Genomic DNA, 25,772 nt, shown 5'->3' with positions numbered 1-25,772 from the left:
GGCCCGCCGCAGCCCACCAGCGCGGTGAGCAGCAGCGGGCCGACCAGCCCCGCGGCCGTGCGGTTCAGCGGTCCGCGCCGGCGCGCCGGGCGCGCAGCGCCACCGCCGCGCCGCCGGCCAGCGCGACCAGACCCCCACCGACCAGCAGCGCCGGGACCTCCGGCGCCGAGGGCGCCCCGGACGGCGCACCCGACGGGACGCCGGAGGGGGAGCTGTGCAGCCCGTCCACGACGACCACGACCAGGTCGAGGTCGCCCGCCTCCAGCGAGCCGATGGCGTGCACGAAGGTGGCGGTGCCCTCGGCCAGGTCGACGTCGGCCGGGCCGATCACCGGCTCGGTGGTGCCGGCTGCCGCGACCGCGGCCGACACGGTGCCGGCCGGCACCTCCATGGCCTCCTGGTCCGGGTTGGCCAGGCCGCTGACCACGGCCTGCCCGCCGGCCAGCACGTCCACCGCGGGCGCGGCCGCGGTGCGCCGGACGACCAGCCGGGCCTGCCCGGCGGGCACCGCGGACAGGTCGTCGACGAACGGGGTGACGGTGGGCTCGCCGTCCTCGCTCAGGTGCGCGACCAGCGTGACCGCGCCGCCGCCGGGCACGTCGGCGGTCGCCGACAGCAGCGGCGTGCCGGACCCGTCGGCGGCGTCGGCCGGGAAGATGGCGACCTCGCGGTCGCCGGCCGGCAGGTCGACCGGGCCCTGGTCGGTGCCCGGCTGGAAGTCGTCCAGGGCGCGCTCCCCGTCGACGTAGACGTCGACGGGGGTGTCCGGGATGCCGTGGACCACCCGGACCTGCCCGGTCTCCTGGGCCGATGCGAGCGGAGCGGTGGCCAGGACGAGGGCGCAGGCGGCGAGCCCGCCGCCGAGCGCGGTGGTGAGGCGACGCATCGTTCCTCCGGAACGTGGGTGGGGAGAACCTTCACCCCGCCCTACCGACGCGCCCCCGATCCGGATGCACCCGATTCGGGTGGCCCGGAGCACAGTCGATGTGAACCAGATCGTCAACAATGTTGTGGACGAAACGCGTCCGGCGTGTTTGGCTGGTGCGGTCCACGTGGCGACGACGGCGTCCCGACCTGGTGGGGCACGCGTCGGCCGCGCGACCGCGACCGACGGAAGGATCCGCCGATGGCCCCGGGCATCGCTCTCACCGACGAGATCGTGCGGCGCGTCAACAGCGCCCTCGCCGAGCGCAGGCCGCTCGCGGTCACCTACGTCGACCAGGACGGCCGCCCCCACCTCTCGCTGCGCGGCTCGACCCACGTGCACGCCCCCGACCAGCTCGCGCTCTGGGTGCGCCGGGCCGGGACCGGCCTCGCCGGGGCCATCGCGTCCAACCCGGCGCTGGCGCTGCTCTACCGCGACGCGGACACCCGCACGACCTACGTCTTCGCCGGGCGGGCCCGGGTCGTCGACGACGAGGACGTCCGGGACGCGGTGTTCCGCGCGAGCCCGGCGGTCGAGCGCGACCACGACCCCGAGCGGGCCGGCGTCGCGGTGCTGGTCGACCTCGACTCCGTCACCGGCGGCACCGTGGGCGGCACCCAGGTCTCCATGGCCCGCGCGTAGCGCGAGCGCCACCCGACCCACGATCGCGCGACAGGCGGGAGAACGCGGTGCACCAGGACGAACTGGCCCGGGCCCAGGAGCTGCTCGGGATCGTCACCGGCAGCTGGATGGCCCAGGCGGCCCGCGTCGCCGCCGAGCTCGACCTGGCCGACCTGCTGGCCGACGGCCCGCGGACGGCCGCGGACCTGGCCACCGCGACCGGGGCGCACGAGCCGTCGCTGCGCAGGCTGCTGCGGGCGCTGGTCACGATCGGGGTCTGCACCGAGCTGGACGGCGACCGGTTCGCCGTGACCCCCACCGGCCGGCTGCTGGGCAGCGGCGCCGAGGGTTCGGTGCGGTCCTGGACCATCTACTGGGGCCGCTACCTGTGGGACGAGTGGGCCCAACTGCTGCACAGCGTGACCACCGGCCGCGGCGGCCGGGAGGTCGTGACCGGCGCGGCGCACTTCGAGGGGCTGGGCGACGATCCCGAGCGCGCGGCCGTGTTCAACGCGGCCATGGCCGACATGACCCGGCTGAGCAGCCGGAGCATCGTCACCGGCTACGACTTCTCCCGCTTCGCCCGCGTCGTCGACGTCGGCGGCGGGTACGGCGAGCTGATCGGCGCCGTGCTCGCGGCCGCCCCGGCGGCCACCGGCGTGCTGTTCGACCTGCCGCACGCCCTCGCGGACGCCCGGGCGCACCTGGACAAGGCCGGCGTCGGCGACCGCTGCGAGGTGGTCGCCGGCAGCTTCTTCGAGCGGGTCCCCGCGGGCGCCGACGCCTACGTGCTCAAGAACGTGCTGCACGACTGGGACGACGCGGACTCCGGGCGCATCCTGGCCACCTGCCGCGCGGCGATGGCGCCGGGGTCGCGGCTGCTGGTCGTCGAGCGGTTGATGCCCGAGCGGATGGAGCCGGTCGAGAGCCACCGCTCGTTCGCCCGCAGCGACCTGACGATGATGGTCGCCCACGCCGCCCAGGAGCGCACCCTGGCCGACTTCGACCGCCTGCTGCGCGCGGCCGGGCTGCGGGTCGACGCCGTCACCGAGCTGCCGACCGGGCTGCACATCGTCGAGGCGGGGGTCGCCGCCGGGTCGTGACGCCCCGCCGGCAACCGATCATGCCGCGGGGCCACGCGGCAGAATGGCGGCGTGGGCGGCGCGCGGTGAGCGGTTCGACGGTCCGGACGGGGTGGGGGACCGCCGTGCGCCTCGCGCTCGGCGCGGCCTGCCTGCTGGTGCCGGCGTGGGTGGCGCTGAGCCGCTGGTCCACCACGGTCGCCGGGCACCCGGCGTACCCGGTGCTGCTCGCGGTGCTGGTCGTGGTGGGTGCGGTCCTGCTGGTCCGCGCCCGGCGCTCCCGATCCGCCGGCAGGTGGGCGACCGTGCGGCGGGTCGTCGGCGCGGTGGTGCTGGTCGCGATCCTCGGCTACGCGGGATGGCTGCGCCCGTTCGCCGCCGAGGCGGTGGCGGTCGAGGCCACCGCGTCCTCGTCGACCGTCGAGGTCGTCGACGGCGCGACGACGTGGGAGCTGCGGCCGCGTGGCGGGTCGGGGGAGGTCGGGGTCGCGTTCTTCCCGGGCGCCCTGGTCGACCCACGGGCCTACCTGGCCCTGCTGCGCCCGCTGGCCGAGCGGGGGTACCTCGTCGTCGTCATCAAGCCGCCGTTCGGCGTGGCCCTGCTGACCACCGCGGACGCGGCACTGGACGCGCATCCCGAGATCGCCCGGTGGGCGGTGGGCGGGCACTCGCTCGGGGGCGTCGCCGCCGCCACCCAGGCCGCGTCCGGCGATCAGCGCGTGCGGGGCGTCTTCTTCTGGGCCTCCTACCCGAACCGCGACCTCTCCGGCGCACCGCTCGCCGCGGCGTCCGTCACCGGCGACCGGGACACCGTGATCAACGGGGCCAGGGCCGACGAGGCCCGCGCGCAGCTCCCGCCCGGCACCGCGTTCGTCGTGGTGCCCGGCGCGGTGCACGCGTACTTCGGCGACTACGGGCCGCAACCCGGCGACGGGGAGCCCGCCGCGAGCCGGGCCGACGCGCAACGGCAGATCGTGGCGGCCACGGAGGGCTTCCTGGCCGGGCTGTGAGCGGCGGTGCCGCGACGGGATCGTCCGCCGTCACCCGATGGGTGCGCGTGGGTCGACCTCGGTTGCGGCGCCGAGGCCGCTGCCCGAGTTTTGTCCGGTGCGCACCACCCGTCCTCCGGTCCGCCGCGGCTGCCGACCGCGCGGAGTCACGAGGGTCGTCGTGGCCGCGTCCGCGGCACTGGTGATGTGCGCCGCCGTCGGGCCCACGCGGCAACCCACGGTGGTCGTGCCCGTGTCGCAGGTCGCCGACCCGGCAGCGGGGACGGTGCGGATCGACGGCGAGGACTACCCGGACCCCCTGCGGCTGCGGGACGGCACCCCGGTCACCACGACCGCGGTCTGGGAGGAGCAGCGCCGTCCGGAACTGCTGGACGACTTCCGGCGCAACGTCTACGGCCACGGCCTGCCCGACGCGCCCGCCCGGTCGTTCGACGTCACCTCGACCACGCTGCCCGAGGCCACCCGCAAGCTCGTCGGGATCACCGTCGAGGGCCCGCACGGGACCGGCACCATCGACGCGACGCTGTTCGTCCCGCGGACCGGGGACGAGCCGCGGGGCACGTTCCTGATGATCGACCACCGGGGCGCGGTGGGGGACGACCCCGCCCGGTCGTCGGGCTACGCGCCGGTCCCGGCGATCCTCGCGGCCGGCTACGCGTTCGCGACCTTCGACCTCGACGACGTCGCTCCCGACGGTGGCGCCTACCGCGGCGGGATGATCGACCTGTTCCACCCGGCGGACCGCCCGCTGCCCGACGACGCCGGCCGGGCCGTCGGCGCCTGGGCATGGGGGGCCAGCCGGGTGATGGACTACCTGCAGACCGACCCCGACCTCGACCCCACCCGGGTCGCGGTCATCGGCCACTCGCGCAGCGGCAAGGCCGCGCTGTGGGCCGGCGCGCAGGACACCCGCTTCGCGGCGGTCGTCGCGAACAACTCCGGGTCGACCGGCGCCAAGCTCGCCCGCCGCGGCGACGGCGGGGTCGGCGCGGAGACCGTCGCGCGGATCAACGCCGCGTTCCCGCACTGGTTCGCGCGCGCGTACCGGGCCTTCGACGGCCGGGAGGGCGCGCTGCCGGTCGACCAGCACGAACTGCTGGCGCTCATCGCGCCCCGGCGGGTGGTCATCGCCAGCGCCACCGGTGACGCGAACGCCGACCCGGAGGGCGAGTTCCTGGCCTACCTCGCCGCCGCGCCGGTGTACGAGCTCTACGGGCTGGGCGACACCGGTCTGCCGTCGGCCGAGTGGCCACCGCGCGCGGACCGGGGGTTCCGCGGCCCGGCGATGAGCTACCACCTGCGTTCCGGCGGCCACGGCCTGACCGCGGCGGACTGGGAGCTCTACCTGGAGGGCGACCTGTTCGGGCGGTGAGCGCCGGCGTACGCAGAAGTGCGTATGGCCGTCCCCGGCCGTGCTCGATACACCGGAGCGGACCATCGCGCTGCACCCGGGGAGAACAGATGTCCGGTCCGACCGTCGTGTCCCCGTCGCACCAGGCCGACCTGGGCCGCGTCATCGACGCCCTCGACGCGGCCACCCGCGCGCTGACCGAGGCCACCCGGGTGCTCACCGGCATCCGCGCCGAGATGGGGTCGAACGGCCGGGTCGAGGCGCCGCCTGCCCCGGAACCGGCGGCGGTCATCAGCACCTGGGAGGACGACCCGTTCAGCGAGGGGGTGCCGACCCCCACCCCGACCGCCCCGGCGCCGATCGAGCAGGCGGTGACGACGCCGTCGACGAACGCCGCCCTGGCCTGGCAGATCACCGGCGTGCGACCGGAGGTCGGGCGGCACGAGCCGGGGACGGCGGAGTTCCGGTACTGGACCGCGCAGGAGTCGATCGCCGGCGCCGTCGGGCACTTCGTCGACCTCATGCCGCGGGGCACCCGCTGGTCGACCGTGCGATCGCCGCTGCGGGTCGACCTGGCGGCCGGCGACGACCTGAACGCGACCTACACGCGCCGCTTCGGCCTGCGGTTCTTCCACCACGACGTCGCCGGCACGCGCATCGCCACCGCGGAGAGCCCGGACATCGTCCGCCACGAGATCGGCCACGCCCTGCTCGACGCGCTGCGCCCGGAGCTGTTCGAGGCGACGAGCGCTGAGGCCGACGCCTTCCACGAGGCGTTCGGCGACATGACGGCCATGCTCGTGGCGCTGCGCCTGCCCTCGTACCGCCGGCGGGTCCTCACCGAGACCGGGGGCTCGCTGCGGTCCAACTCCCGCCTGTCGCGCATGGGCGAGCAGCTCGGCTGGGGCATCCGCCGGTCCCACCCGGACACGGTCGACGGCGACTGCCTGCGCAACGCGGCCAACCGGTTCGCCTACGCACCACCGGAAGGACTGCCGGCGGACGCGCCGATGGGGGAGCTGTCGCAGCAGCCCCACTCGTTCGCCCGGGTGTTCACCGGGGCCTTCCTCGACGCGCTGGCCGCCATGGTCGCGGTGGCCGGCGGGCCCGCCGAGCAGACCCTCGACGCGGTGGCCCGGGACATGGCGCAGCTGCTGGTCGACGGGGTGCTGACGGCCCCGATCACGCCGACCTACTACAGCCAGGTGGCCGCGGCCCTGGTCCAGGCGGCCGCGGCCCGCGGGGACGGCCGGTACCAGCCGGCGCTGCGCGGCGCGTTCGTCCGGCGGGGCATCCTCGCCCTGGCCGCGGCCCGCGACCTGGACACGGCCGAGGTGCCGACCCTGCAACCGGTCGAGGCGGCCGCGGCGGCTGCGCCCGACGAGGGCGCCGCGCGGGTGCTCGGGTACGGGGCCGCCCCCTCCGACGGCTACCGCGCGGACGGGGCGGCGGTCCCCGGCCTGCCCACCCGGTCCGTCGACGCCGAGTTCCTCGACCGGCCGGTGACCTGCCACGTCGCCGCCGAGCCGGAGCGCTTCCACGTCGCCCCGCGCACCGTGGGGCCCGCGGGGCCGACGACCGACGCCGTCGAGAGCGCCCGGCAGTACCTCGCCACCCTGATCCAGCTCGGCCGCATCGACCCCGGACCCGTCGCGAGCATGGCCCGCGGCCCGGTCACCCGCAGCGGGCGCGAGCGGTACACCCACCGGCTGGAGGAGTCCGACGACGGGCGGCTGGAGCTGCGGCGGGTCCGGTTCCAGTGCGTGCCGTGGGTGTGACCGGCCATACTGGGGCATGCCCGACGCCGCCCGCCCGGACCCGCCCGCCGGCGCGCTGGAGGACGCGGTGGCGGCCCTGGAGGAGGCCACGGCCTCGCTGCGGGGCGCCGGCGCGCGCACCGCGGCGGACGAGCGCGAGCGGTACCTCCGCCGCCTCGAAGAGCGCGGGGCGCTGGCGGACGTCGACGAGAGCACCGACCTGTCGGCGCTGCCACCCGGCGTGACCCACGTGCGGCACCCGGACGGCCACGTGGAGCGGCTGGGCTACAGCTGACCGCCGAGCCCGGTACCGGGTACGCAGTTCTGCGTATACGCGCCGCGGCCCCGACCCGGGAACCTGGAGCCGATCCGGTCCGCCGGGACGAGGAGGCTGCAGGTGATCCGAACACGCCAGGACATCGCCGGTCTGACCCTGGGGGACGCGGCGAAGGCCGCGACCCAGCAGTGGCACCCGGTCCTCGACACCTACGCCCGCGGCGTCGAGCTGATGAAGGCCCTGCCGGCGAGCGACCCGCGGTCGTGGCTGTGGGCGGCCAACACCCACGGGATCCCGCCCGGCACCCCGCCCCGGCCGACCTGGAACCAGTGCACCCACCAGTCGGTGTTCTTCCTGCCGTGGCACCGCGCCTACCTCGCGTGGTTCGAGGAGACCATCCGCGACCTCACCGGCGACCCGGACTGGGCGCTGCCGTACTGGGACTACACGGTGCCCGGCACCCGGGCCGACCGCACGGTGCCCGTCGAGTTCAGCGTCCGGACCCGCACCGTCGCCGCCAACGTCGTGCCCAACCCGCTGTTCGCGCCCAACCGCGACGCCGGGCCCATCCCGATCGGGGACGTGGGCATCGTCGACGCCCTGGCCGACCCGCGCTTCGTCCGGTCCTTCCTGCCCGGTTTCGGCGGTGCCGACCCGGACCGCCGGACCGGTCACGTCGAGAACCTCCCGCACAACTTCGTGCACAACGACATCGGCGGGCTCATGGGATCGCCCGCGACGGCGGGCCGTGACCCGATCTTCTGGCTGCACCACTCCAACATCGACCGGCTGTGGGAGGTCTGGAGCGGCCTGCCCGGGTCGGTCCCGCCGACCGCACCCGGCGCCGCGTCCGCGCTGCTCGTCGCGCAGTGGCGGTCGGCGGTCTTCGTGTTCGGCGACCCGGCCTCGCCCGCGACGTACACGATGGACCAGGTCGAGGACCCGACCGGGTTCGGCTACGAGTACCAGGTGACCGAACTGCCGGCGGACCTCGCCGACGCGGTCCAGGAGGCCCGCGCCGCCGCGGGCGCAGCGGTGGGGGTGGCGCCGGTGGACGAGACCGAACCGGAGTGGGAGCCGATCGCGGCGACCTTCAACGTCACCTCCGGGCAGGACCGCGACATCCCGGTCGCGGCGGGGGCGTCCGCGACCGCCGCGGCGCTCACGGCGGGCACCACCACCCCGTCCGGGCTGGTCATCGAGCTGAGCGGGGTGCGAGCCACCGACCCGCACGGGGTCTACGTGGTCGAGGTGCGATCGGCCCCGGACGCCGGGGCGCACCGGGCCGGTCGGATCTCGACCTTCGGGCTCGCCGGGACCGCGGACGAGGAGGAGCGCGACTACCTCGTCGACGCGACGCCGATCCTGCCCGACCTGCTGGACGAGGGGTGGTCGGGCGGCACCCTGTCGATCCGGGTCGTGCCCGAGCAGGGGCGCGCCGACTCCGACGACGTCGACAAGGCGATCCGGGTGCGCCAGGTGACGCTCTACGTGCCCACGGCATGACCCTCGCCCGGACCGCCCGCCTGGTCCGCCCGGCCCGCACCTCCGTCCCGCCCGGCACGCGGTTCGTGCTGGCCGGCTCCGCGGTCGCGTGGGTCGCCCTCCCGCTGTGGACCGTCGGGGCCGGGCACGGCGGGGCCGTCGAGCCGTGGCGGGCGGGGTGGCTGCTCACCTGGCTGCTGATGGTGGTCGCGATGATGTGGCCGCTGGCCGCGCCCGCGCTCGCCGTGGTGACGGGTAGGGCGTTCCGGGCGTGGCGCGTCCGGCTGGTGGCGACGTGCCTGGGCGTGTTCACCCTGCTGTGGGTCGCCGCGGGCCTCGCCGTCGCCGTCGCCGCGCACGTGCTGGCGGTACCCGCGGCCGGCGGGGTCTGGGCGCTCGGCTGGGTGCTGGTCGCGCTGGTCGCCGGGCGCTCCGCCCGGCGCGCACGGCTGCTGTGGAAGTGCACCGAGGTCCCCGGCGTGGCCCCCGGCGGCGCGCGCGGCCTCGCGTCGGCGGCGATCGCCGGCGCGGTGGCGTGGCGGCGGTGCGCGCTGCTGTGCGGCCCGGTGATGACGGCGATGGTGCTCGCCCACGACCCGCTGCTGATGCTCGGGGCGTCTGCCGCGGCGTGGTGGGAGGCGGCGCATCCGCGCGCGTGGCGGGACCCGGTGCCGGCCCTGCTGCTCGCGGCGGTCGCCGCGTGGCTGCTCCTGGGGGTCGTCGGGTCCCGGTGAGGACCGCCGCCGCGGCGACCCGGCCGTGACCGGGCCGCCGCGGCGCCGTCCTGCGTGGCCCCGGTTCAGGCCTTCTCGCCGAGGGCGACGATGTGCTCGGGCAGGCGCTCGTTGTCGCCGTACATGAAGTGGTTGGCCATCTTCTCGGAGAACCGGCTGGCCTCGGTGGTGCGCCCGACCGCCTCGGCGACCTGGCGGATCAGCATCGGCGACGCGCCGCAGCACACGCCCAGGTAGTTGATCCCGAGCCCGGCGGCCTCGCGGGCGAAGGCGTCGATCTCGTAGCGGTTGGCGTAGAGCGGGTCCAGCGCGGTCGGGAACGTGCGCCCGTGCGGGGAGGGCACGCTCGCCCCGGGGTCGCTGAGGTTGAAGAACGTGGGCTCGGCCTCGGTCGTGCGGTAGGGGATCGGCAGGGCGCCGACGTGGCAGGACACGGCGGCCCGGATCTCGCGCAGCCACGGCAGCATGGTCGCCGACCCGCGGAAGCAGTTCATGCCGACGACGTCCGCGCCGGCCTGCTCCAGCCGCTGGCAGGTCTCCACGATGCCGACGCCGTCGGCCATCTCGTTCTGCGCCATCGGGGCGATGGTGAGCACGACGGGCAGCCCGCTGGACCTGGCGACCTCCAAGGCCGCGAGCGCCTCGCCCGCGTAGTAGAAGGTCTCGCCGATGACCATGTCGGCGCCCTCCTCGACGGCCCAGCCCACCATCTCGGCGAACATGGCGCGGACCTCGTCCTGGCGCCGCGGGTCGGCGGGGTCCCAGATGTTGCTGTTGGAGATGTTGCCGGCCATCAGGTTGCCCGGGACGGCGTCGGCGACCCCGCGGGCGATCTGCAGCGCGGCCCGGTTCAGCGGTTCGAGCAGGTCCTCCTTGCCGATCACCCGCATCTTCTCGCGGTGGCCGTTGTAGGTGAACGCCTCGACGACGTCCGAGCCCGCGCGCTGGAAGTCCACGTGCAGCGCGCGGAGCGCGTCGGGGTACTCCAGCGCGACCTCGGGGACGAACTCGCCGGCGGTCAGGTAGCCCCGCCGTTCCAACTCGAACAGGAATCCTTCGGCGCAGATCACCGGGCCCGCGTCGAGGCGGGCGGTCAGCGGCGTGCGGTCGTTCATGGGCGCGGTACTCCGTACTCGTGGAGGGACTCTCGGGGGTGGGCACTTCGACGGCGACGGGAGTGTAAGGACCGGCCGGCCCGGTCCGCGTCCGAAAACGGCGAGCGGTCGCCCGCCGGGTGATCGCGAGACAGCGCAGGTCAGGGCGCTGCCACGCGGACCCGCGCCGCTCGTCGCCGGCAGCGACCGGTCGGCGACGCCGGTCGTCCGGACGGGTCGGCGCCGGGCGCCGGCCGCTGATCCGGCGCCGGTGGCCGCGCGGCGGCGCACCGGTGGGACCGGTCGCGCCGTCGGGGCGACAACCTGGGGCATGCACCTCCTGCGACCCGAGCAGCCCGGCGTCGACGCGCTGCGCTTCCGCGGCCGTCCGGTCGGGTACCTGACCCACGTCGCGGGCCGCGGCGGGCCGGCGCAGGCGTACCGGGAGACCGTCGAGCTGGCCGTGGCCGCCGAGGAGCTGGGCTTCGGCTCCTTCTGGGTCGCCCAGCACCACGCCGGCGCGTTGCAGGGGCTGCTGCCCTCCCCGCTGGTCCTGCTGGCCGCGGTCGCCGAGCGGACGTCGCGGATCCGGCTGGGCACCGCGGTCGTGGCCGCGGCCCTGGAGGACCCGCGGCGGCTGGCCGAGGACGCGGCCGTCGTCGACACGCTGTCCGGCGGGCGGCTGGAGCTGGGGGTGGGCGCCGGGGCCGACCCGGCGGCCTCGGCCGTGTTCGGCCGCGACCACGACCTCCGCCACGCCGACTGCGCACGGGTCGTCGACGCGCTCCGCGCCGAGCTGGAGGGCAGCTGGCTGGTGCCGGCGGCCGCCGGGCTGCGCGGGCGGCTGTGGTGGGCGACCGCGTCCGCGGCCGGGATCGACGCGGCGGCCGAGCGGGGCATCGGCGTGCTGACCGGCCGCCCGGCCCACCTGCCGGGCGTCGCCGAGGACCTGGCCCGCTACCGGCTGAGCTCGCCCGGCGCGCGCGTCGCGATGTGCCGCATCCTCGCCGAGGGCGAGTCGGTCGCGCCCCTGCTGCAGCGCTGGACGGCCGACCGAGCCCTGCCGGCCGCCACCGAGCTGCTGGTGCAGACCCAGCCGGCCACCGCCGGGTTCGCCGCCCACCTGCGCACGCTGCGCAGCGTCGCCCGGACCGTGCGCGGCGGCACCGCCGCGGGCGAGCGCACCGGCGCGGGCTCGGGCCCGCGGCGCGGCGAGGAGGATCCGCGGTGATCAGCCACATCGGCGGCGGGAGCGGGTTCGTCTGGCGGGACGGGAGTCGCTCTCGTCCGGCGAATCAGTGCCGCTGCCCCGGCGACCTCCGCCGGCTCAGGTCGACGGCGCGGCGACCGTCGCGCGCCGCCTGCCAGTACCGGAACAGGTCGACCAGGGTGAGCTGGTGGCACTGCCGCGTCGCCCGCCGGTACTGGCGCCCGGCCGCGCCCCGCCCCGCCGCGCCCCTGCTGACGGACGTCGTCAACGTCGTCTGGTCCACCGTCCCCGCTCCCGCTGGTCGTGCCGCCCCGCCCGTCAACGACGAGCCCTTCCCGGAGTAGCTCGACCGAGCGGCACTCATCGTTATCAGTCAATCACCGAGAGTGCCCAATGCGGCGACGAGTTGCTCGACGTCGTCGCCCGTCACGTGCAGGTGCGGGGCCACCCGCAACGACCGCCCCCGCACCGACGCGAAGCAGCCGGCCGCGGCCAGCGCGGGGAGCACCCCGTCGCGGCGGGAGTCGGGCACCGCGAGCCCGAGCATGTGCGGCCCGCGCCCGTCGGCCGGAGCGGGGTCGAACCCGAGCGCGGCGGCGCGGGCCCCGATCGTCGCCGTCACGCGGGCGAGCTCCGCGGCGATCCGCTCGACGCCCCACGCCGCGACCTGCTCCAGCGCCGCCACGGCCATCGGCACCAGTTCGAACCCGGTGCGCTGCCCGACGTCGAACCGGCGGGCGCCCGGTTGGTACTCGTCGGGGTAGTCGAGGAGCCGGGCGATGTCCTGCGAGCCGGCCCGGTTGATCCAGTTCTGCTCGATCGGCTGCCCGTCGCGGTGCTGCTCGGCGACGTAGAGGTAGCCGAGCCCGAACGGGCCCAGCAGCCACTTGTACCCGACGCTCATCGCGAAGTCCGGGCGCAACTCGCCGACGTCGAACGGCATGGCCCCGATCGACTGGCTGCCGTCGACGACGAGCCGCGCGCCGGCGGCGCGGGCACCGGCGGCGACGGCGGGCAGGTCGACGAGCGCGCCGTCGGTCCAGTGCACGTTCGGCACGCTGACCACCGCGACGCGCTCGTCGAGGGCGTCCAGCACGGCGCCGGCCCACGATTGCCCGGCCTCCCGCGCGACCGTGACGACCTCGGCCCCGGCGGCCCGGGCGGCGACCCGCCACGTGTGGACGCCGGAGGGGTACTCCTCGGCCAGCACGAGGACGCGATCGCCGGGGGCGAGCGCGAGGTTGCGGGCGGCGACCGCCATGCCGTAGCTGGTGGCCGGGACCAGCGCGATCGCCTCGGCGTCCGTGCCGATCAGCGCGCCGAACAGGCCGCGAAGGCGCTCCACGTCGGTGAACCAGTCGGCGCCCGTGATCGTCCACGGCCGGCCGCGCCTGCGCAGCGCGGCCTCGCCCGCCTCCCGGACGCGGTGCAGGTGGGGCGACAGGTTGGCGGTGTCGAAGTAGGCGATCCCGGGCGGGACGTCGAACGCCGCGCGCCCGGACCCCGGTGCGTCGTGATCCACGTCGCCAGCATGTCAGCGGCGGCCGCCGGGCGCCTTCGCGTTCGGAAAGCGCGGCGGGTCGATGTCCTTCCGTTCGCGCGCCCGGCGGGCTCAGGCCGGCGCCGGCCGGCAGCGGACCTCCCCGTGCGGCACCAGGAACCACCCGTCCTCGTGCGCGGCCCACTCCCGCCACGCCAGCGAGATGTCCCGCAGTTCGGCCTCGTCGGAGTGCCCGCCGGCCACGGCCTGCTCGGTGATGGCCGAGGTCAGGATGCGGTCGGCCCACATCCCGCCCCACCACCGCCGGTCCTCGGGCGTGGCGTAGCACCAGACCGACGCCGTGGGGACCACCTCCGCCGCCCCGGCCGCGCGCGCCCACGCCAGCAGCCGCCGCCCGGCGTCGGGCTCGGCCCCGTTGCCGTGCGCCACGGCCCGGTAGACCGCGAGCCAGCGGTCGAGCCGCGGATCGGCGGGGTACCAGGTCATCGCGGCGTAGTCGGCGTCGCGCGCGGCGACCACCCCACCGGGCCGGCAGACGCGCAGCATCTCGCGCAGCGCGGCGACCGGATCGGTGAGGTGCTGCAGGACCTGGTGGGCGTGCACGACGTCGAAGGAGCCTTCGGCGTGGTCGAGGGCGTAGACGTCGCCGAGGGCGAAGGTGGCGTTGTCCACACCCGCCGCCCGGCCCCTGGCCTGCTCCAGCGGCCCGGGCACCGGCTCGATCCCCAGCACCGGCCCCGGCGCCACCAGCCGGGCGATGTCGACGGTGATGGTGCCCGGCCCGCAGCCGACGTCGAGCACCGCGGCGCCGGGGCGCAGGTGCTCGACGAGGTAGGCGGCGGAGTTCGCGACCGTGCGCACCGTGTGCGAGCGCAGGACGCTCTCGGCGTGGCCGTGGGTGTAGGTGTCGCGGTGGGCGCGCATGGGGTCATCGTGGGAGGCGCTCGCGCGGGGCGCAACGCGGTGCGACGAGCGCGACCAGCGGGACGACGACGCTGACCGCGGCCAGGGTGAGCTCGGCTGGAGTTCGACTCTGCTGATCAGCTCGGCCGGCGCCAGCCGCCGTCGGGCGCGGCCACCTGCGCGTTGCGCGTCCCGGGCGCGCAGCGTTCCTGCCCGGTCGCGCGGTGCTTCCAGAACTCGCCAGGCTGCCGCTCGATCAGTCGGGAGCAGTGCCGGCACGTGGTCGTGTCTGTCATCGGCGCTGTCCCCGTGCTTGCGGGAGCTGCGGTTGCCGGGCGCGGCACAGCGGGCAGTCGTCGGTGCCGTCGGGCTCGGTCATCGCGGCCGGGATGAAGGTCGCGCCGCATGCGGCGACGTACCGGCCGGCGTCGCAGGTGGCGATCACGGCGTCGGAGACGAGGTGCACGACGCCACCCTGCGAGGTCACGGCTATCAACGCGAACCGGTCCGTCGGCTGCATATGTGAACCGCGAACAATCACTTATGCACACTAGAGTTCGCATATGCGAGTTGTCGAGTGTCCCCTCGGCGACACGTTGGAGCAGGGTCACGTCAGACTGCTGACATGGCAGTGAGTCCCACCGTCCGTCGGCTGCAGCTGGGCAGGGAGCTGCGACAGCTGCGGGAGCAGGCGCACGTGCCGCGCGAGGCTGCCGCCCAGGAGTTGGAGTGCGACGTCTCCAAGATCAGCAGGATGGAGACCGGCAAGCTGACCTTGCAGGCCGCTGAGGTGCGGGCACTTCTCGATCTGTACGGCATCGACGAGGAGCAGCGCGAACGCATCATGGGCCTCGCCCGGGAGGCTCGGCGGCGGTCATCGATCCGGGTGCCGGACTGGGCCAGGACCTACGTCGGCCTGGAAGCCGTCGCCGCCGAGATCAAGGACTACGAGGCCGAGGCGGTGCCCGGGCTGCTTCAAACCGAGGCCTACACCCGCGCCGTGACCAGGGCGGCCGACCCGACCAGGAGCCCGACCGAGGTCGAACGCCTCGTCGCCACCCGGGGCGAACGCCAGGGCCGTTTACAGGGTCCGGATGCGCCGCAACTGTGGGTCGTGATGAACGAGGGCGTCATCAGGCGACGGGTCGGAGGCGCCGGCGCCATGGGTGAGCAGCTGGAACGCTTGCTGGAGTTGGGCGCGTTGCCCACCGTCTCGATCCAGATTCTTCCGTACGCTGTAGGCGCGCACGCGGCGATGGGTTCCAGTTTCATCATCCTGCGCCTGGCTGAACCGGACGACGCCCAGGTGGTCTACCTGGAGGATCTCTGGTCCGCCGACTACGTCGACCGGCCAGCGCAGGTGACGGCCTACAACAACGTCTTCGACCGCGTCGCCGTGGCGGCGCTCGACGCCACGGGTAGCGCACGCCTGATCGAGCAAGTCAGGGGAGAGATGTCATGAGCGCCAAGGTGGGTGTCTGGAGGACCAGCAGCTTCACCAACGGCAACGGCGGTGCCTGCGTGGAGGTCATGGATCTGCGGGACGGTGGCGCGCTCGTGCGCGACACCAAGGACCGCACCCGGCCGCCGTTGCACTGCCCGGCCCCGGCGTGGCGGGCTTTCGTCCACGCCATCAGGACTGGCGAGTTCGAGTAGCGGCGTTCAGGCCGGTAGATGGACTGCCGCCGGTAGCTGGTCGAGGAACACGCGTGCCACTGCTGGCGGAGGGGCACGCGCCGCTCCTCGAACCGGCAGGCGACGTGACCCGGCCGGCTCAGCGAACGATCTGCTGGGGTGCACGTCGCCGCGATGCGAGCACTCGGGCAGAGCGCGGGGGAGGGGACGCCCGCCGGGACCATCGGTGAGCTCAGCCCGTCTTCCGGGCCACCGCCGCCCAGTGCCCCGCCTGGCTGGTGTCGGGTGTGGTGCCGATGTCGCCGTTGTCCATCCGCCACTCCGTCGTCGCGACCAGGCCCGGGGGGACGACGTCGAGGCCGCCGGTGAGGAACGCGTCCTGCACCTCGTCACGGCTGCGCGCGCGGAACGTCATCGGTGAGTGGGAGAGCACCTCGTGCAACTCGGCGGCGTAGCTCGGGGTGAGGAAGTCGTACGTCGCGTGGCTGAGCACGAGGTAGGACCCGGCGGGCACGGCGTCGAGGATCCGACGCACGTGGACCTCCGGCGACTCCTCGTCGCGGAGGTGGTGCAGGACCGCCACCAGCATCACCGCGATCGGCCGGTCGAAGTCCAGCAGCTCACGGGCGTCCGCGATCAGCTCGTCGGGTTGGCGCAGGTCGTGCTGGAGGTACGCGGTGCTGTCGGCGGCGTCGAGCAGGACCCGGGCGTGGGCGAGGACCATCGGGTCGTAGTCGGTGTACACCACGCGGGCGGCGGGGTTCGCGGCCAGCGCGACCTCGTGCGTGTTCTCGACGGTGGGCAGGCCGGTTCCGATGTCGAGGAACTGGTCGATGCCCTCGCCTGCGACGAATCGCACGGCCCGTTTCAGGAACTGCCGGTTCTGCTTGGCCCACACCGGCATCTGCGGGGTCACCTGGAGTATCGCGTCCCCGGCCTCCCGGTCGACGCCGTAGTTGCTCTTGCCGCCGAGAAGGTAGTCGTAGACGCGAGCCTCGTGCGGGACCGACGTGTCGAGTTCGGGCACATCGCGGAGCGTAGCGCTCGGTTCCGGCGTGATGCCGAGGGGCAATTCGCCGGCCCGAACGATCGATCACCCGCCGGTCGTGGTGGCGGGCGGGTAGCAGGCGGCGCCGGCCGGGCCGCTGGCCGCGCCCGCGACGAACGCCCCTCCGGCGAACGCGAGCACGACGAGGATGCCGATGGCCAGGGCGACGGTGAGCCGACTGAACCGGCGGGGCTGGTCCCAGTCGGGTTCGAGCAGGTCGTCGTCGGGGTCGTCGGTCGTGGTCCCGGCGGCGGGCGCCCCGACGAAGAGGTGCTCGGTGGGCTGGTCCTCGAAGGGGCCGGGCGGGTGGGACACGGGGCGCTCCTGGGTCACTCGTGGCGGAGGGCGTCGATGGGGCGCAGCTTCGCCGCCTTGTTGGCCGGGTAGATGCCGAAGAACAGGCCGATCGCCACCGAGACGACGAAGGCGAGCACGACCGAGGCCGGCGCGACGATCAGCTGGAAGCCGGCCACCTCCAGCGAGCCCACGGCGACGCCGATGGCGATGCCGATCAGGCCGCCGGAGATGGACAGGATCACCGCTTCCAGCAGGAACTGCCCGACCACGTCGGAGCGCTGGGCGCCGACGGCCTTGCGGATGCCGATCTCGCGGGTCCGTTCGGTGACGGTGACCAGCATGATGTTCATGACCCCGATGCCGCCGACGACCAGGGAGATCCCGGCGATCGCGCCGAGCATGACGGTGAGCAGTCCGGTGATCTCGCCGACCGCCTCCAGGATCTGGGTCGCGCTGAAGATCGTGAAGTCGGGGGTGCCGGTGCCGATGCGGTGGCGGGTGCCGAGGATGGCGGTGACCTGGGCGGTGGCCGCGTCGACCGCCTCGGGCGCGCTGACCTTGACCGAGATGCTGCTCAGCGGCCCGTAGCCGGTGAGGGTGTCCTGCACCGCGGTCAACGGGGCGACCACCCGGTCGTCCTGGTCGCCGCCCGGCCCGTCGGACCCCTTCTCGGTCAGGACCCCGACGACCTGGTAGGACACCCCGCTCAGCTGCACGACCTCGCCGACCAGCGCCGAGCCGTCGCCGCCGACGAGGTTGCGGGCCACGGTGACGCCCACCAGTGCGGCCCGGGTGCGCGCGGTGTGGTCGGTCTCGGTGAGCGCGGCGCCGGCCTGCACGGTGTCGTCGGAGATGACGAGGTAGCTCGGGGTGGATCCGACCATGCTGGCGACCTGGTGCGACTCGCCGCGGTAGGTCGCGGTGACCCCGTTCGCCGTGACCACCGGCGCGACCGAGGCCACGTCGGGGGCGAGTTCGGGGTCGAGCAGCGCCTCGGCGTCCTGCAGCGTCAGCTGCGCGGCCCGGACGTCGGTGCCGCTGTCGGTCTCCGGGTCGGTCTCCGCGGACTCGGCGGGTGGCCCGAACTGGATCGCCCCGTCGTCGGCGCCGGGGGTGATGGTCAGCGTGTTGCTGCCCAGCGAGCTCAGCGACTCGGTGGCCGCCGCGCTGGCGCCGGTGCCCACGGCGACCAGGATGATGACGCTGGCGACGCCGATGATGATGCCGGACATCGTCAGGGCCGAGCGCAGCTTGTTCGCCGCCACCCCGCGCACGGCGAACTGCAGGATCTGCACCAGGTTCACGGCTGCGCCACCCGGGCGGCGTGTCGTGGCGGCGGACCGACGACGGGTGCCGCCCGCTGGTCGGACACGATCCGCCCGTCCAGCATCCGCAGCACGCGCTTGGCGTGCCCGGCCACCTCGTCCTCGTGGGTGATCACCACGATGGTCCGGCCGGCGGCGTTCAGCTCGTCGAACAGCGCCAGCACGTCGGTGGTGCTGTGGCTGTCCAGCGCCCCGGTCGGTTCGTCGGCCAGCAGCAGGACCGGGTCGGTGGCGATCGCGCGGGCGATCGCCACCCGCTGCTGCTGGCCGCCGGACAGCTCCGAGGGCTTGTGGTGCACGCGCTCGGCCAGCCCGACCCGTTCCAGCGCGCGCACCGCGCGGCGCCGCCGTTCGCCGCCGCGGACCCCGGCGTAGGCCAGCGGCAGCTCGACGTTGCTCACCGCGGACGTGCGGGGGATGAGGTTGAACGACTGGAAGACGAAGCCGATCTTCCGGTTGCGGATCATCGACTGGCGGCGCTCGTCGAGGCGGCGGGTGTCGACCCCGTCGAGCGCGTACCGGCCGCTGGTCGGGACGTCGAGGCAGCCGAGGATGTTCATCAGGGTCGACTTCCCGGAGCCCGACGCGCCCATCACCGCGACGTAGTCGCCGCGCTCGACGACCAGGTCGACCCGATCGACCGCGCGCACGACGACGTCGCCGCGGCCGTAGGTCTTCGACACCGACCGGAGCTCGATGACCGGGCGCCTCATCCGGGGCCCGCGGTCGTGCTGACCCCGGGCAGCACCAGCTGGTCGCCCTCGGCCACCCCGCTGGTGATCTCGGTGTCGGTGGTGCCGGAGACCCCGATCCGCACCGGGACGACGGTCTCGACGCCGTCGCGCAGGACCGTGACGGTGTGCCGGCTGCCCGTGGTGGTGACCGCCTGCGTGGGCACCTTCAGCACGCCCCGCGCGGTGCCGGTGGTGATCGCCAGCTCCGCGGTCGACCCGACCCCGACCGCGGGCGGCGCGGTGTCCAGCGAGACGGTGACCGGGTAGAGCACGACGTTGTTGAGCACGGTGCTCTGCGGGTGGACGCGGGTGACCCGCCCGGTGGCGGTGGTCCCGGTGCCGGGGAAGGAGACGGTGGCCGACTGGCCGAGCTGGATCGTGGCCGCGTCCGCTTCCGGGATGTTCGCGGTCACCGCGAGCGCGCTGAGGTTGGCGATGACGACGAAGCCCTCGCCCGCCGAGCTCGCCGCCGCGGAGGCGGTGGAGGCCGCGGTGCCGGAACCGCCGCTCCCGCCGCCGGTCGCGCCGCCGCCGGAACCGGCCGCCGACGCGGCGCCGGCTCCCGACCCGGAGGAGCTGCTGGACAGGCCCACCTTGCCGCTGACCGCCAGCACGACGCCGTCCTGCGGCGCGACCAGCACGGTGCCCGCGAGGTCGGCCTGCGCGGTGTCCACGCTGACCTGCGCGCTGTCCACGTTGGCCCGGGCCTGGGCGATCTGCTCGGGGGTCTGCGGGTTCAGGTTCGCCTGGGCGGTGAGCTGCGCGCTGGTCAGGTTGCCCTCGGCGGTGGTCACCGACTGCTTCGCGGTGGTGATCGCGTTCTCGTCGGCGAGCAGGGTCGTCTCGCGGGTCTGCTCCGCGGTGGTGACCGCCTGCTCGGAGGCGTCGAGGGTCGACTCCCGGGTCTGCTCCGCGGTCGTGACGGCCTGCCGGCCGGCCTGCAGCGTCGACGTGCGGGTGTTCTTCGCGTTCGTGGTCGCCTGCTTGGCGGAGGTGCAGCTGGTTCCGGTCGAGGTGCCGTCGTCGTCCGCCGAACCGGAGCACGCCGACCGCTCGTCCGCCTCCGCGGCGCTCACCAGGGCGTTCTGGGCGGTCGTGTCCGTGGACAGCTTCGCCTTCGCGTCGGCGACGGCCTGCCCGGTCGACTCCCGGTCGTTGTCGAGCGTCGACTCGGCGTTCTCGATCGCCGTCCGCGTCGACTCGTCGTCGAGGCCCAGTTGCGCCTCGGCCGCCCCGACGGAGACCCTGGCGTTGTCCAGCGCCTGCTGGGCCTGGGTGATCGCCAGCTCGTCCTGCTGCCTGCGCACCTCGGTGGGCCCGGCCTCGGCCTGGGCGAGTGCGGCGGCCGCGTTGTCGTACTGGGCCTGCGCGGTGCGCAGGGCGGCCCGGGCGCTGCCGTCGTCGATCCTGGCCAGCACCTGGCCGATCTCGACGGTGTCGCCCGGCTGCACGTCGATCGCGGTGACGGTGCCCGAGGTCGCGAAGTTCACCGGCGTGCTCAGCGCGGACTCGGCGTTGCCGCTGCCGGTGACGGTCGCCGTGACCGACCCGCGCGCCACCGCGACCGTGCGCACCTCCGGCGGCGGGGCCTGCGGTCCGCCCACGGCCTGCACGGCGAGCCAGACCGCCGCGGCCAGGGCGACCAGCAGGGCGAGGTTGAGCCAGCGGGTGCGCGGGCGCATGCCCCGGTACCTGGCCCGCAGCCGCGCCGCCCAGGAGGGCCGTGCCCGGCTGCTGGACGTGCGGGGGACGAACACCGTGCTCATGCGGCGACACCCGTCGTCGACCAGGCGCAGATCGGCATGCCGTCCTCTCGTCCAGGACCCATTCCCGGGGAACTCCCGCCGGGAATGCGGTGCCGTGGCCCGCATTCACCGAATGCGACGATAGCTTTGCGAAAGCGGAGCCCGGCAGTCGGGTCGACGCAAGTCGATATTGAGAGATCGCTGAGAGAATTCGTGGCAACGACCGGGGGTCGCTGGTAGTGCGACCGATCTGGGCCGCTCAGCGGCGACTAGGCCGACCGGAGCAGTACGGATAACACCGATGAGCGGTATCCGGAAGAGGTCGGGGGAGCGACGGGCTATCGGTTGCGAATTCGCATCGATCGGCTCGACGATCTGTCCGCGAAGTGGCCGCGCGCGACGATGTCGCGCGGTTGTCGACCCGACCGGAACTGCTAATCGCGGCGCGAACGCCGGTGCTGGAGGGGCGACGCCGCGGGGGCGGCGTCGCCCGGGCAGCCGCGTCGACGGCGGCGGGAACGCCGGACGCGGCGGGCTCGAGGGAGCGGCAGAAGCTGGTGTCCGGGCCGGACGCCGGTCGCCTCTCGGCGCGTGGCGCACCCGTGGGTGGCAGGAGGTGAGACCCGGGGACTCGGATCGCCCGGCTCGGACAGTCCCTACAACCGCGGTGCCCCGGAGTTCATTCCCCGGCCCGCGAGCGTCAGCGCCGTTCGTCAGCGCCGTTCGAGCGCGAGGCGCGCCGACAGGCCGATGAAGATCGAGCCGGTGGTGACGTCGAGGCGGCGCCGGGCGCGGTGGTGGCGGGCCAGCCAGGTTCCCAGGCGCCCGGCGAACAGGCCGATCGGCCCGTCGATGAGCAGGTCGACCAGGACGAAGCAGGCGCCGAGCACGAGCAGCTGGGTGGTGGTGGAGCCGCGGGAGGGGTCGACGAACTGGGGCATGAAGGCGGCGTTGAACAGCACGACCTTGGGGTTGAGCAGGTTCGTCAGCAGCCCGCGGGAGAAGGCCTTCCCGGTGCTCCAGCCGGGCTGCGGCGGGAGGGGGTCCGCGCCGTCCGGCCCGGTCGGGTCCGGCTTGCGGCGCAGCGTCGTGATGCCCAGGTACAGCAGGTACGCCGCGCCCATGATCCGCACGACGTCGTAGGCCACGGGCACGGCCTGGAACACCGCGGCCATCCCGAACGCCGTGGCCAGCGCGTGCACCGCCAGCCCCGCCGCGACGCCGACCGCTCCCGCGAGCCCGGCGCGCGCCCCGCCCCTGGCTCCCACCGCGACGATGAACAGCATGTCCGGGCCGGGGGTGAGCACCAGCAGTGCCACCGTCGCCACGAACGCCACCAGGGCAACCGGATCGATCACGGATCCGAACCTAGGCACGACCCGGGCGGTGAGGCCACCCGATTCCGCCCACCCCTACCGCACCCCTGCTGCACGTCTGCCGTACCGCTACCGCGACGTGACCGCGGACCAGCGCCGTGAGCTCGCAGAGCCGGTGGCGTCCGCGCAGCGTCCGGGGTGTGCTCGCAGCGCGCCGGCCGGCTGCGATCACACAGCTCGCGTTGCGCGACGCACTCCGTGCTGCGAGCCGCCACCCGGTGCGTCCGGCACGCGCCCTCGCAAACCTGGGTGCGTTGCGCAGCCCGAGGTGGGTGGTCGCAGCGCGCCGGCGCGCTGCGCGAACACATCCAGGGCTGCGAGGTCGCCACTCGACCGCGACACGGGACGGTGCGCCCGGGCCGGAGCTTCCCCTCTCCGGCCCGGGGCGCGGTGCTGACCCTAGCCGGTTTCGAACATATGTTCTACATCGGGGTCGGACGGTGAGCCGGTCGTGTGGCCGGCGGCGCGGTCCCGGTCGGCTTCGAGCTCCTCGATGCGGCTGCGGGCGACGTCGAGTTCGTCCTGCAGCCCGATGATCCGGGTGGCGGCGTCGAGCGACAGGCCCTGGTCGAGCAGCTCGCGCATCCGGGCGGCCAGGACGAGCTGGCGACGCGAGTAGCGGCGGTGCCCGCCGCCGGAGCGCTGGGGGCTGAGGACCCCGGTGGCGTCGAGGCTGCGCAGGAACGCCTGCTGGACGTCGAGGATCTGGGCGGCTTGGCCCATGGTGAAGGCGGGGTAGTCCTGGTCGTCGAGCCGGCTCACACCCACTGGCGCTGCGGTTCCTTCCTCCGTCGTCGGTCGCACGATCGAGGGTCGAACGCGAAGGCGGGGACCCAGCCGTCCGGCCGGGTCCCCGCGTCGACGGAGAACCTATGGATGATCCAGAAATTCGGGGGACGTCCTGATGAGCACCCTCCGCGTCTCTCGACCCGTCGCCGTCCCTGTGGCGTTCGTCGTCGTGCCTGCTGCAGCCAGTTTAAAGCCGCGACTGCAGACCCTGTCAAGCGCCGGATCCAGAAGGATCGGGGTCGCCGCCACCCGTGGCGGCGGTGGAACGGGGTGACCGGTGGTCCGGACGCGGTTGGACCAACTGCCGATCGGGCATACGCCGGGAGAACCCCCGATCGACGAGGTGAGGGCATGCCGTCCGACGTCCCGCTCGCGCAGGCGCTGGTCGCGCTGCGGGAGGCGGCCAGCGCGTCCCCGTTCGCCCTGGAGATCCCCGGGGCCGAGCAGGCCCGCGACGCCCGCAGCGAGCTCGTGCACCAGCTCGACGACTACGTGCTGCCCCGGCTGCGCCGCCTGGACGCCCCGCTGCTGACCGTCGTCGGCGGCTCGACCGGGGCCGGCAAGTCCACGGTGGTCAACAGCCTGGTCGGGGCGGCCGTCACGGCCGCGGGAGTGCTGCGGCCGACCACCCGCTCACCGGTGCTGGTCTGCCACCCCGACGACCTGGGCTGGTTCGCCGACACCCGGGTGCTGCCCGACCTCACCCGCACCACCGGCGCGGGGACCGACCACGAGACGCTGCAGCTGGTCCCGTCCGACGCGCTGGAGCCCGGGCTGGCGTTCCTCGACGCCCCCGACATCGACTCGGTCGTCGCCGCGAACCGCCGGCTGGCCGGGCAGCTCCTCGCGGCGGCCGACCTGTGGCTGTTCGTCACCACCGCGGCCCGCTACGCCGACGCCGTCCCGTGGGACGTGCTGGAGACGGCCGCGTCGCGCGGGACCGCGCTGGCCGTGCTGCTCGACCGCGTCCCGCCCGGGGCCGAGCGCGACATCGCCGCGCACCTCGCGGAGATGCTGGCCGCGCACGGCCTCGGGGACGCGCCGCTGTTCGTCGTGCCGGAGACCGTCCTGCACGACGGGCTGCTGCCCGAACCGGTGGTCGGGCCGATCCGCGACTGGTTCGACGGGCTCGCGAAGGACGCCGCGCAGCGGGCCGCCGTCGTCCGGCGGACCCTCGACGGCGCGCTCGACAGCCTCCGCCCGCGCGCCGCCGCCCTCTCCGCCCAGGCGAAGGCGCAGGTCGACGCGGCGGCCCGGCTGCGGACCGAGGTCCGGGCGGCCTACGCCTCGGCGCTGGCCGATGTCGACGCCGGGATGCGCGACGGCGTCCTGCTGCGCGGCGAGGTGCTCGCCCGCTGGCAGGAGTTCGTCGGCACCGGGGAGCTGCTGCGCACGCTGCAGGACAAGGTGGGCCGCTGGCGCGACCGGTTCACCGCCGCGCTGATGGGCCGGCCCCGCCCGGGCACCGACCTGACCGAGGCGCTGGAATCGGGGGTGGCGCTGCTGGTGGACAGCGCCGCCGAGCAGGCCGCCGAGCGCGCCGCGACGAGTTGGCGGTCGAGCGCCGCCGGCGCGACCCTGCTCAAGACCGCCGACGACCGGCTCGACCGGGTGTCCCCGGGATTCCGGGCCGACGCCGAGCGCACGGTGCGCGACTGGCAGGCCGCGGTGCTCGACCTGGTCCGGCGCGAGGGCGGCGAGCGCCGCACGACGGCCCGCGTCGCCGCGTACAGCGTCAACGCCACCGGGCTGCTGGTGATGATCCTGGTGTTCGCCACCACGTCGGTGATCGCGCCGCCGATCGAGGTCGCGGTGGCCGGCGGCACCACGGTGCTGTCGCAGAAGGTGCTGGAGGCGCTGTTCGGCGACCAGGCCGTGCGGGCGCTGGCCGACCGGGCCCGGGCGGACCTGCTCGACCGGACCGAGGCGCTGCTCGGCCGCGAGGAGGCCCGGTTCGTCGCCCTGCTGGAGCGGCACGCGACCCGCCCGGACGACGCGGCCGCGCTGGACCGGGCGGCCGCCGCCGTGGAGCGGGCCCGATGAAGCTGCGCGATCGCGGACGCACCGGCGCCGACGACGACGTGGCGGCCCGGCTCCGCGCGCTCGACCAGGTGCTGGACGCGGGCGCGGGCCACCTCGACGAGGCCCGGCTGGCGCCGGCGCGCGCGTTGGCCCGGCGCGCGGGGGAGCGGCTGCGGCTGTCCGGCGCGCACACCGTCGTCGCGCTGGCCGGCGCCACCGGCAGCGGCAAGTCGTCCCTGTTCAACGCGCTGGCCGGCGCGGACGTCTCGACCGTCGGCGTGCGCCGCCCGACCACCGGGGTCGCGCACGCCGCGGTCTGGGGCGGGGAGGGCGCCGGTCCGCTGCTCGACTGGCTGGAGATCCCGCGCCGCCACCACGTCGAGCCGGCCGACGGGACGGCTCCGCGCGCGACGAACCTCGACGGGCTGGTGCTGCTCGACCTGCCCGACCACGACTCCACCGAGGTGGCCCACCGGCTGGAGGTCGACCGGCTCGTCGCGCTGGTCGACGTGCTGGTCTGGGTGCTCGACCCGCAGAAGTACGCCGACGCGGCCGTGCACGACCGCTACCTCCGCCCGCTCGCCCGCCACGGCGAGGTGATGGTGGTGGTGCTCAACCAGGTCGACCGGCTGCCGCCCGAGCACGCGCCGGCGGCCCTCGCCGACGTGCGGCGCCTGCTCGCCGACGACGGGCTCCCCGACGTGCCGGTGCTCGCCGCGTCCGCCGTCGCCCCCGGCGGCCGCGACGAACTCCGGGCGGTGCTCACCGGCGCGGTCGCCGCGCACCGGGCCGCGCTGCGCCGGGTCTCCGCCGACCTGGACGACGTCGCCGCCGACCTCGCCGACGTCGTC

General features: G+C 75.0%; 27 protein-coding genes. 13 read left to right on the top strand and 14 right to left on the bottom strand.

The window, feature by feature from the left end; translation table 11 throughout:
• Nucleotides 1-64: 64 nt before the first annotated feature.
• A complete protein-coding gene (locus KIK08_RS23575) occupies nucleotides 65-886 on the bottom strand; it encodes a DUF4397 domain-containing protein (RefSeq protein ID WP_214405417.1) in 822 nt (273 codons plus the stop codon).
• Nucleotides 887-1,126: 240 nt separating this feature from the next.
• Between KIK08_RS23575 and KIK08_RS23570 the strand changes: the two genes are divergently transcribed.
• The 8 genes from KIK08_RS23570 (at nucleotide 1,127) to KIK08_RS23535 (ending at nucleotide 9,242) form a co-directional block, all read left to right on the top strand.
• The gene (locus KIK08_RS23570; protein WP_214405416.1) at nucleotides 1,127-1,567 is read left to right on the top strand and encodes a pyridoxamine 5'-phosphate oxidase family protein; all 441 of its coding nucleotides are present in this window, start codon (nucleotides 1,127-1,129) and stop codon (nucleotides 1,565-1,567) included.
• 47 nt (nucleotides 1,568-1,614) lie between these two features.
• Nucleotides 1,615-2,649: a methyltransferase gene (locus KIK08_RS23565; RefSeq protein WP_214405415.1), complete on the top strand. Its 1,035-nt coding sequence runs from the start codon at nucleotides 1,615-1,617 to the stop codon at nucleotides 2,647-2,649.
• 104 nt (nucleotides 2,650-2,753) lie between these two features.
• On the top strand, nucleotides 2,754-3,638 hold the full coding sequence (locus KIK08_RS23560) for an alpha/beta hydrolase (RefSeq protein ID WP_214405414.1): 885 nt from the start codon (nucleotides 2,754-2,756) through the stop codon (nucleotides 3,636-3,638).
• Nucleotides 3,639-3,798: 160 nt separating this feature from the next.
• Nucleotides 3,799-5,010, top strand: a complete 1,212-nt coding sequence (locus KIK08_RS23555) for an alpha/beta hydrolase family protein (RefSeq protein ID WP_308257827.1) — start codon at nucleotides 3,799-3,801, stop codon at nucleotides 5,008-5,010.
• Between the two features lie 89 nt (nucleotides 5,011-5,099).
• Nucleotides 5,100-6,767 (top strand): gluzincin family metallopeptidase, encoded by a 1,668-nt coding sequence (locus KIK08_RS23550; RefSeq protein WP_214405413.1) that lies wholly within the window; start codon nucleotides 5,100-5,102, stop codon nucleotides 6,765-6,767.
• Between the two features lie 16 nt (nucleotides 6,768-6,783).
• Nucleotides 6,784-7,041 carry a hypothetical protein gene (locus KIK08_RS23545; protein ID WP_214405412.1) on the top strand — a complete coding sequence of 86 codons (258 nt, stop codon included), beginning with the start codon at nucleotides 6,784-6,786 and terminating at the stop codon, nucleotides 7,039-7,041.
• Nucleotides 7,042-7,143: 102 nt separating this feature from the next.
• The gene (locus KIK08_RS23540) at nucleotides 7,144-8,529 is read left to right on the top strand and encodes a tyrosinase family protein (protein ID WP_308257826.1); all 1,386 of its coding nucleotides are present in this window, start codon (nucleotides 7,144-7,146) and stop codon (nucleotides 8,527-8,529) included.
• The gene (locus KIK08_RS23535; RefSeq protein WP_214405411.1) at nucleotides 8,526-9,242 is read left to right on the top strand and encodes a hypothetical protein; all 717 of its coding nucleotides are present in this window, start codon (nucleotides 8,526-8,528) and stop codon (nucleotides 9,240-9,242) included. Before KIK08_RS23540 ends, KIK08_RS23535 begins: the two co-directional genes overlap by 4 nt.
• Before the next feature lie 65 nt (nucleotides 9,243-9,307).
• On the opposite strand, the gene KIK08_RS23530 is transcribed toward KIK08_RS23535, so the two are convergent.
• A complete protein-coding gene (locus tag KIK08_RS23530; protein ID WP_214405410.1) occupies nucleotides 9,308-10,357 on the bottom strand; it encodes a homocysteine S-methyltransferase family protein in 1,050 nt (349 codons plus the stop codon).
• A 310-nt stretch (nucleotides 10,358-10,667) separates the two neighbouring features.
• Between KIK08_RS23530 and KIK08_RS23525 the strand changes: the two genes are divergently transcribed.
• The gene (locus KIK08_RS23525; protein ID WP_214405409.1) at nucleotides 10,668-11,567 is read left to right on the top strand and encodes an LLM class flavin-dependent oxidoreductase; all 900 of its coding nucleotides are present in this window, start codon (nucleotides 10,668-10,670) and stop codon (nucleotides 11,565-11,567) included.
• Between the two features lie 64 nt (nucleotides 11,568-11,631).
• Here the strand turns inward: KIK08_RS23525 and KIK08_RS23520 are convergent, their stop codons facing one another.
• From KIK08_RS23520 to KIK08_RS23500, 5 genes are all read right to left on the bottom strand, one after another.
• The gene (locus KIK08_RS23520; RefSeq protein WP_214405408.1) at nucleotides 11,632-11,829 is read right to left on the bottom strand and encodes a hypothetical protein; all 198 of its coding nucleotides are present in this window, start codon (nucleotides 11,827-11,829) and stop codon (nucleotides 11,632-11,634) included.
• Nucleotides 11,830-11,919: 90 nt separating this feature from the next.
• On the bottom strand, nucleotides 11,920-13,068 hold the full coding sequence (locus KIK08_RS23515; RefSeq protein ID WP_214405407.1) for an aminotransferase class V-fold PLP-dependent enzyme: 1,149 nt from the start codon (nucleotides 13,066-13,068) through the stop codon (nucleotides 11,920-11,922).
• Nucleotides 13,069-13,158: 90 nt separating this feature from the next.
• Nucleotides 13,159-13,971 carry a methyltransferase domain-containing protein gene (locus KIK08_RS23510; RefSeq protein ID WP_214405406.1) on the bottom strand — a complete coding sequence of 271 codons (813 nt, stop codon included), beginning with the start codon at nucleotides 13,969-13,971 and terminating at the stop codon, nucleotides 13,159-13,161.
• A 116-nt stretch (nucleotides 13,972-14,087) separates the two neighbouring features.
• A complete protein-coding gene (locus KIK08_RS23505; RefSeq protein WP_214405405.1) occupies nucleotides 14,088-14,246 on the bottom strand; it encodes a hypothetical protein in 159 nt (52 codons plus the stop codon).
• Nucleotides 14,243-14,470: a hypothetical protein gene (locus KIK08_RS23500; RefSeq protein ID WP_214405404.1), complete on the bottom strand. Its 228-nt coding sequence runs from the start codon at nucleotides 14,468-14,470 to the stop codon at nucleotides 14,243-14,245. Before KIK08_RS23500 ends, KIK08_RS23505 begins: the two co-directional genes overlap by 4 nt.
• Nucleotides 14,471-14,575: 105 nt before the next feature.
• Between KIK08_RS23500 and KIK08_RS23495 the strand changes: the two genes are divergently transcribed.
• A complete protein-coding gene (locus KIK08_RS23495; protein ID WP_214405403.1) occupies nucleotides 14,576-15,412 on the top strand; it encodes a helix-turn-helix domain-containing protein in 837 nt (278 codons plus the stop codon).
• Nucleotides 15,409-15,606, top strand: coding sequence for a DUF397 domain-containing protein (locus KIK08_RS23490; RefSeq protein ID WP_214405402.1), 198 nt, complete (start codon nucleotides 15,409-15,411; stop codon nucleotides 15,604-15,606). The genes KIK08_RS23495 and KIK08_RS23490 overlap by 4 nt, the downstream gene beginning before the upstream one ends.
• A 211-nt stretch (nucleotides 15,607-15,817) precedes the next feature.
• Here KIK08_RS23490 and KIK08_RS23485 read toward each other — a convergent pair whose 3' ends face one another.
• From KIK08_RS23485 to KIK08_RS23455, 7 genes are all read right to left on the bottom strand, one after another.
• The gene (locus KIK08_RS23485; protein WP_214405401.1) at nucleotides 15,818-16,612 is read right to left on the bottom strand and encodes an SAM-dependent methyltransferase; all 795 of its coding nucleotides are present in this window, start codon (nucleotides 16,610-16,612) and stop codon (nucleotides 15,818-15,820) included.
• A gap of 66 nt (nucleotides 16,613-16,678) precedes the next feature.
• Complete coding sequence (locus KIK08_RS23480; RefSeq protein WP_214405400.1) at nucleotides 16,679-16,948, bottom strand: hypothetical protein; 270 nt, start codon at nucleotides 16,946-16,948, stop codon at nucleotides 16,679-16,681.
• 14 nt (nucleotides 16,949-16,962) lie between these two features.
• Nucleotides 16,963-18,234, bottom strand: a complete 1,272-nt coding sequence (locus KIK08_RS23475) for an ABC transporter permease (protein WP_214405399.1) — start codon at nucleotides 18,232-18,234, stop codon at nucleotides 16,963-16,965.
• Nucleotides 18,231-18,968 carry an ABC transporter ATP-binding protein gene (locus tag KIK08_RS23470; RefSeq protein ID WP_214405398.1) on the bottom strand — a complete coding sequence of 246 codons (738 nt, stop codon included), beginning with the start codon at nucleotides 18,966-18,968 and terminating at the stop codon, nucleotides 18,231-18,233. Before KIK08_RS23470 ends, KIK08_RS23475 begins: the two co-directional genes overlap by 4 nt.
• The gene (locus KIK08_RS23465; protein ID WP_214405397.1) at nucleotides 18,965-20,755 is read right to left on the bottom strand and encodes an HlyD family efflux transporter periplasmic adaptor subunit; all 1,791 of its coding nucleotides are present in this window, start codon (nucleotides 20,753-20,755) and stop codon (nucleotides 18,965-18,967) included. Before KIK08_RS23465 ends, KIK08_RS23470 begins: the two co-directional genes overlap by 4 nt.
• A 692-nt stretch (nucleotides 20,756-21,447) precedes the next feature.
• Nucleotides 21,448-22,092, bottom strand: a complete 645-nt coding sequence (locus KIK08_RS23460; RefSeq protein WP_308257825.1) for a LysE family translocator — start codon at nucleotides 22,090-22,092, stop codon at nucleotides 21,448-21,450.
• Nucleotides 22,093-22,509: 417 nt separating this feature from the next.
• Nucleotides 22,510-22,872, bottom strand: a complete 363-nt coding sequence (locus tag KIK08_RS23455) for a helix-turn-helix domain-containing protein (protein WP_408004712.1) — start codon at nucleotides 22,870-22,872, stop codon at nucleotides 22,510-22,512.
• 378 nt (nucleotides 22,873-23,250) lie between these two features.
• Between KIK08_RS23455 and KIK08_RS23450 the strand changes: the two genes are divergently transcribed.
• Both KIK08_RS23450 and KIK08_RS23445 read left to right on the top strand, forming a co-directional pair.
• Nucleotides 23,251-24,942: a P-loop NTPase family protein gene (locus tag KIK08_RS23450; protein ID WP_214405396.1), complete on the top strand. Its 1,692-nt coding sequence runs from the start codon at nucleotides 23,251-23,253 to the stop codon at nucleotides 24,940-24,942.
• Nucleotides 24,939-25,772 (top strand): GTPase (locus KIK08_RS23445; RefSeq protein ID WP_214405395.1); only part of this gene is annotated, 834 nt, incomplete at its 3' end. The genes KIK08_RS23450 and KIK08_RS23445, both read left to right, overlap by 4 nt.

This window comes from Pseudonocardia lacus (assembly GCF_018531445.1).
Taxonomy (GTDB): Bacteria; Actinomycetota; Actinomycetes; order Mycobacteriales; family Pseudonocardiaceae; genus Pseudonocardia; species Pseudonocardia lacus.
Note: the sequence above shows the minus strand (reverse complement) of the source record. Positions and strands in the feature narration are given on the sequence as shown.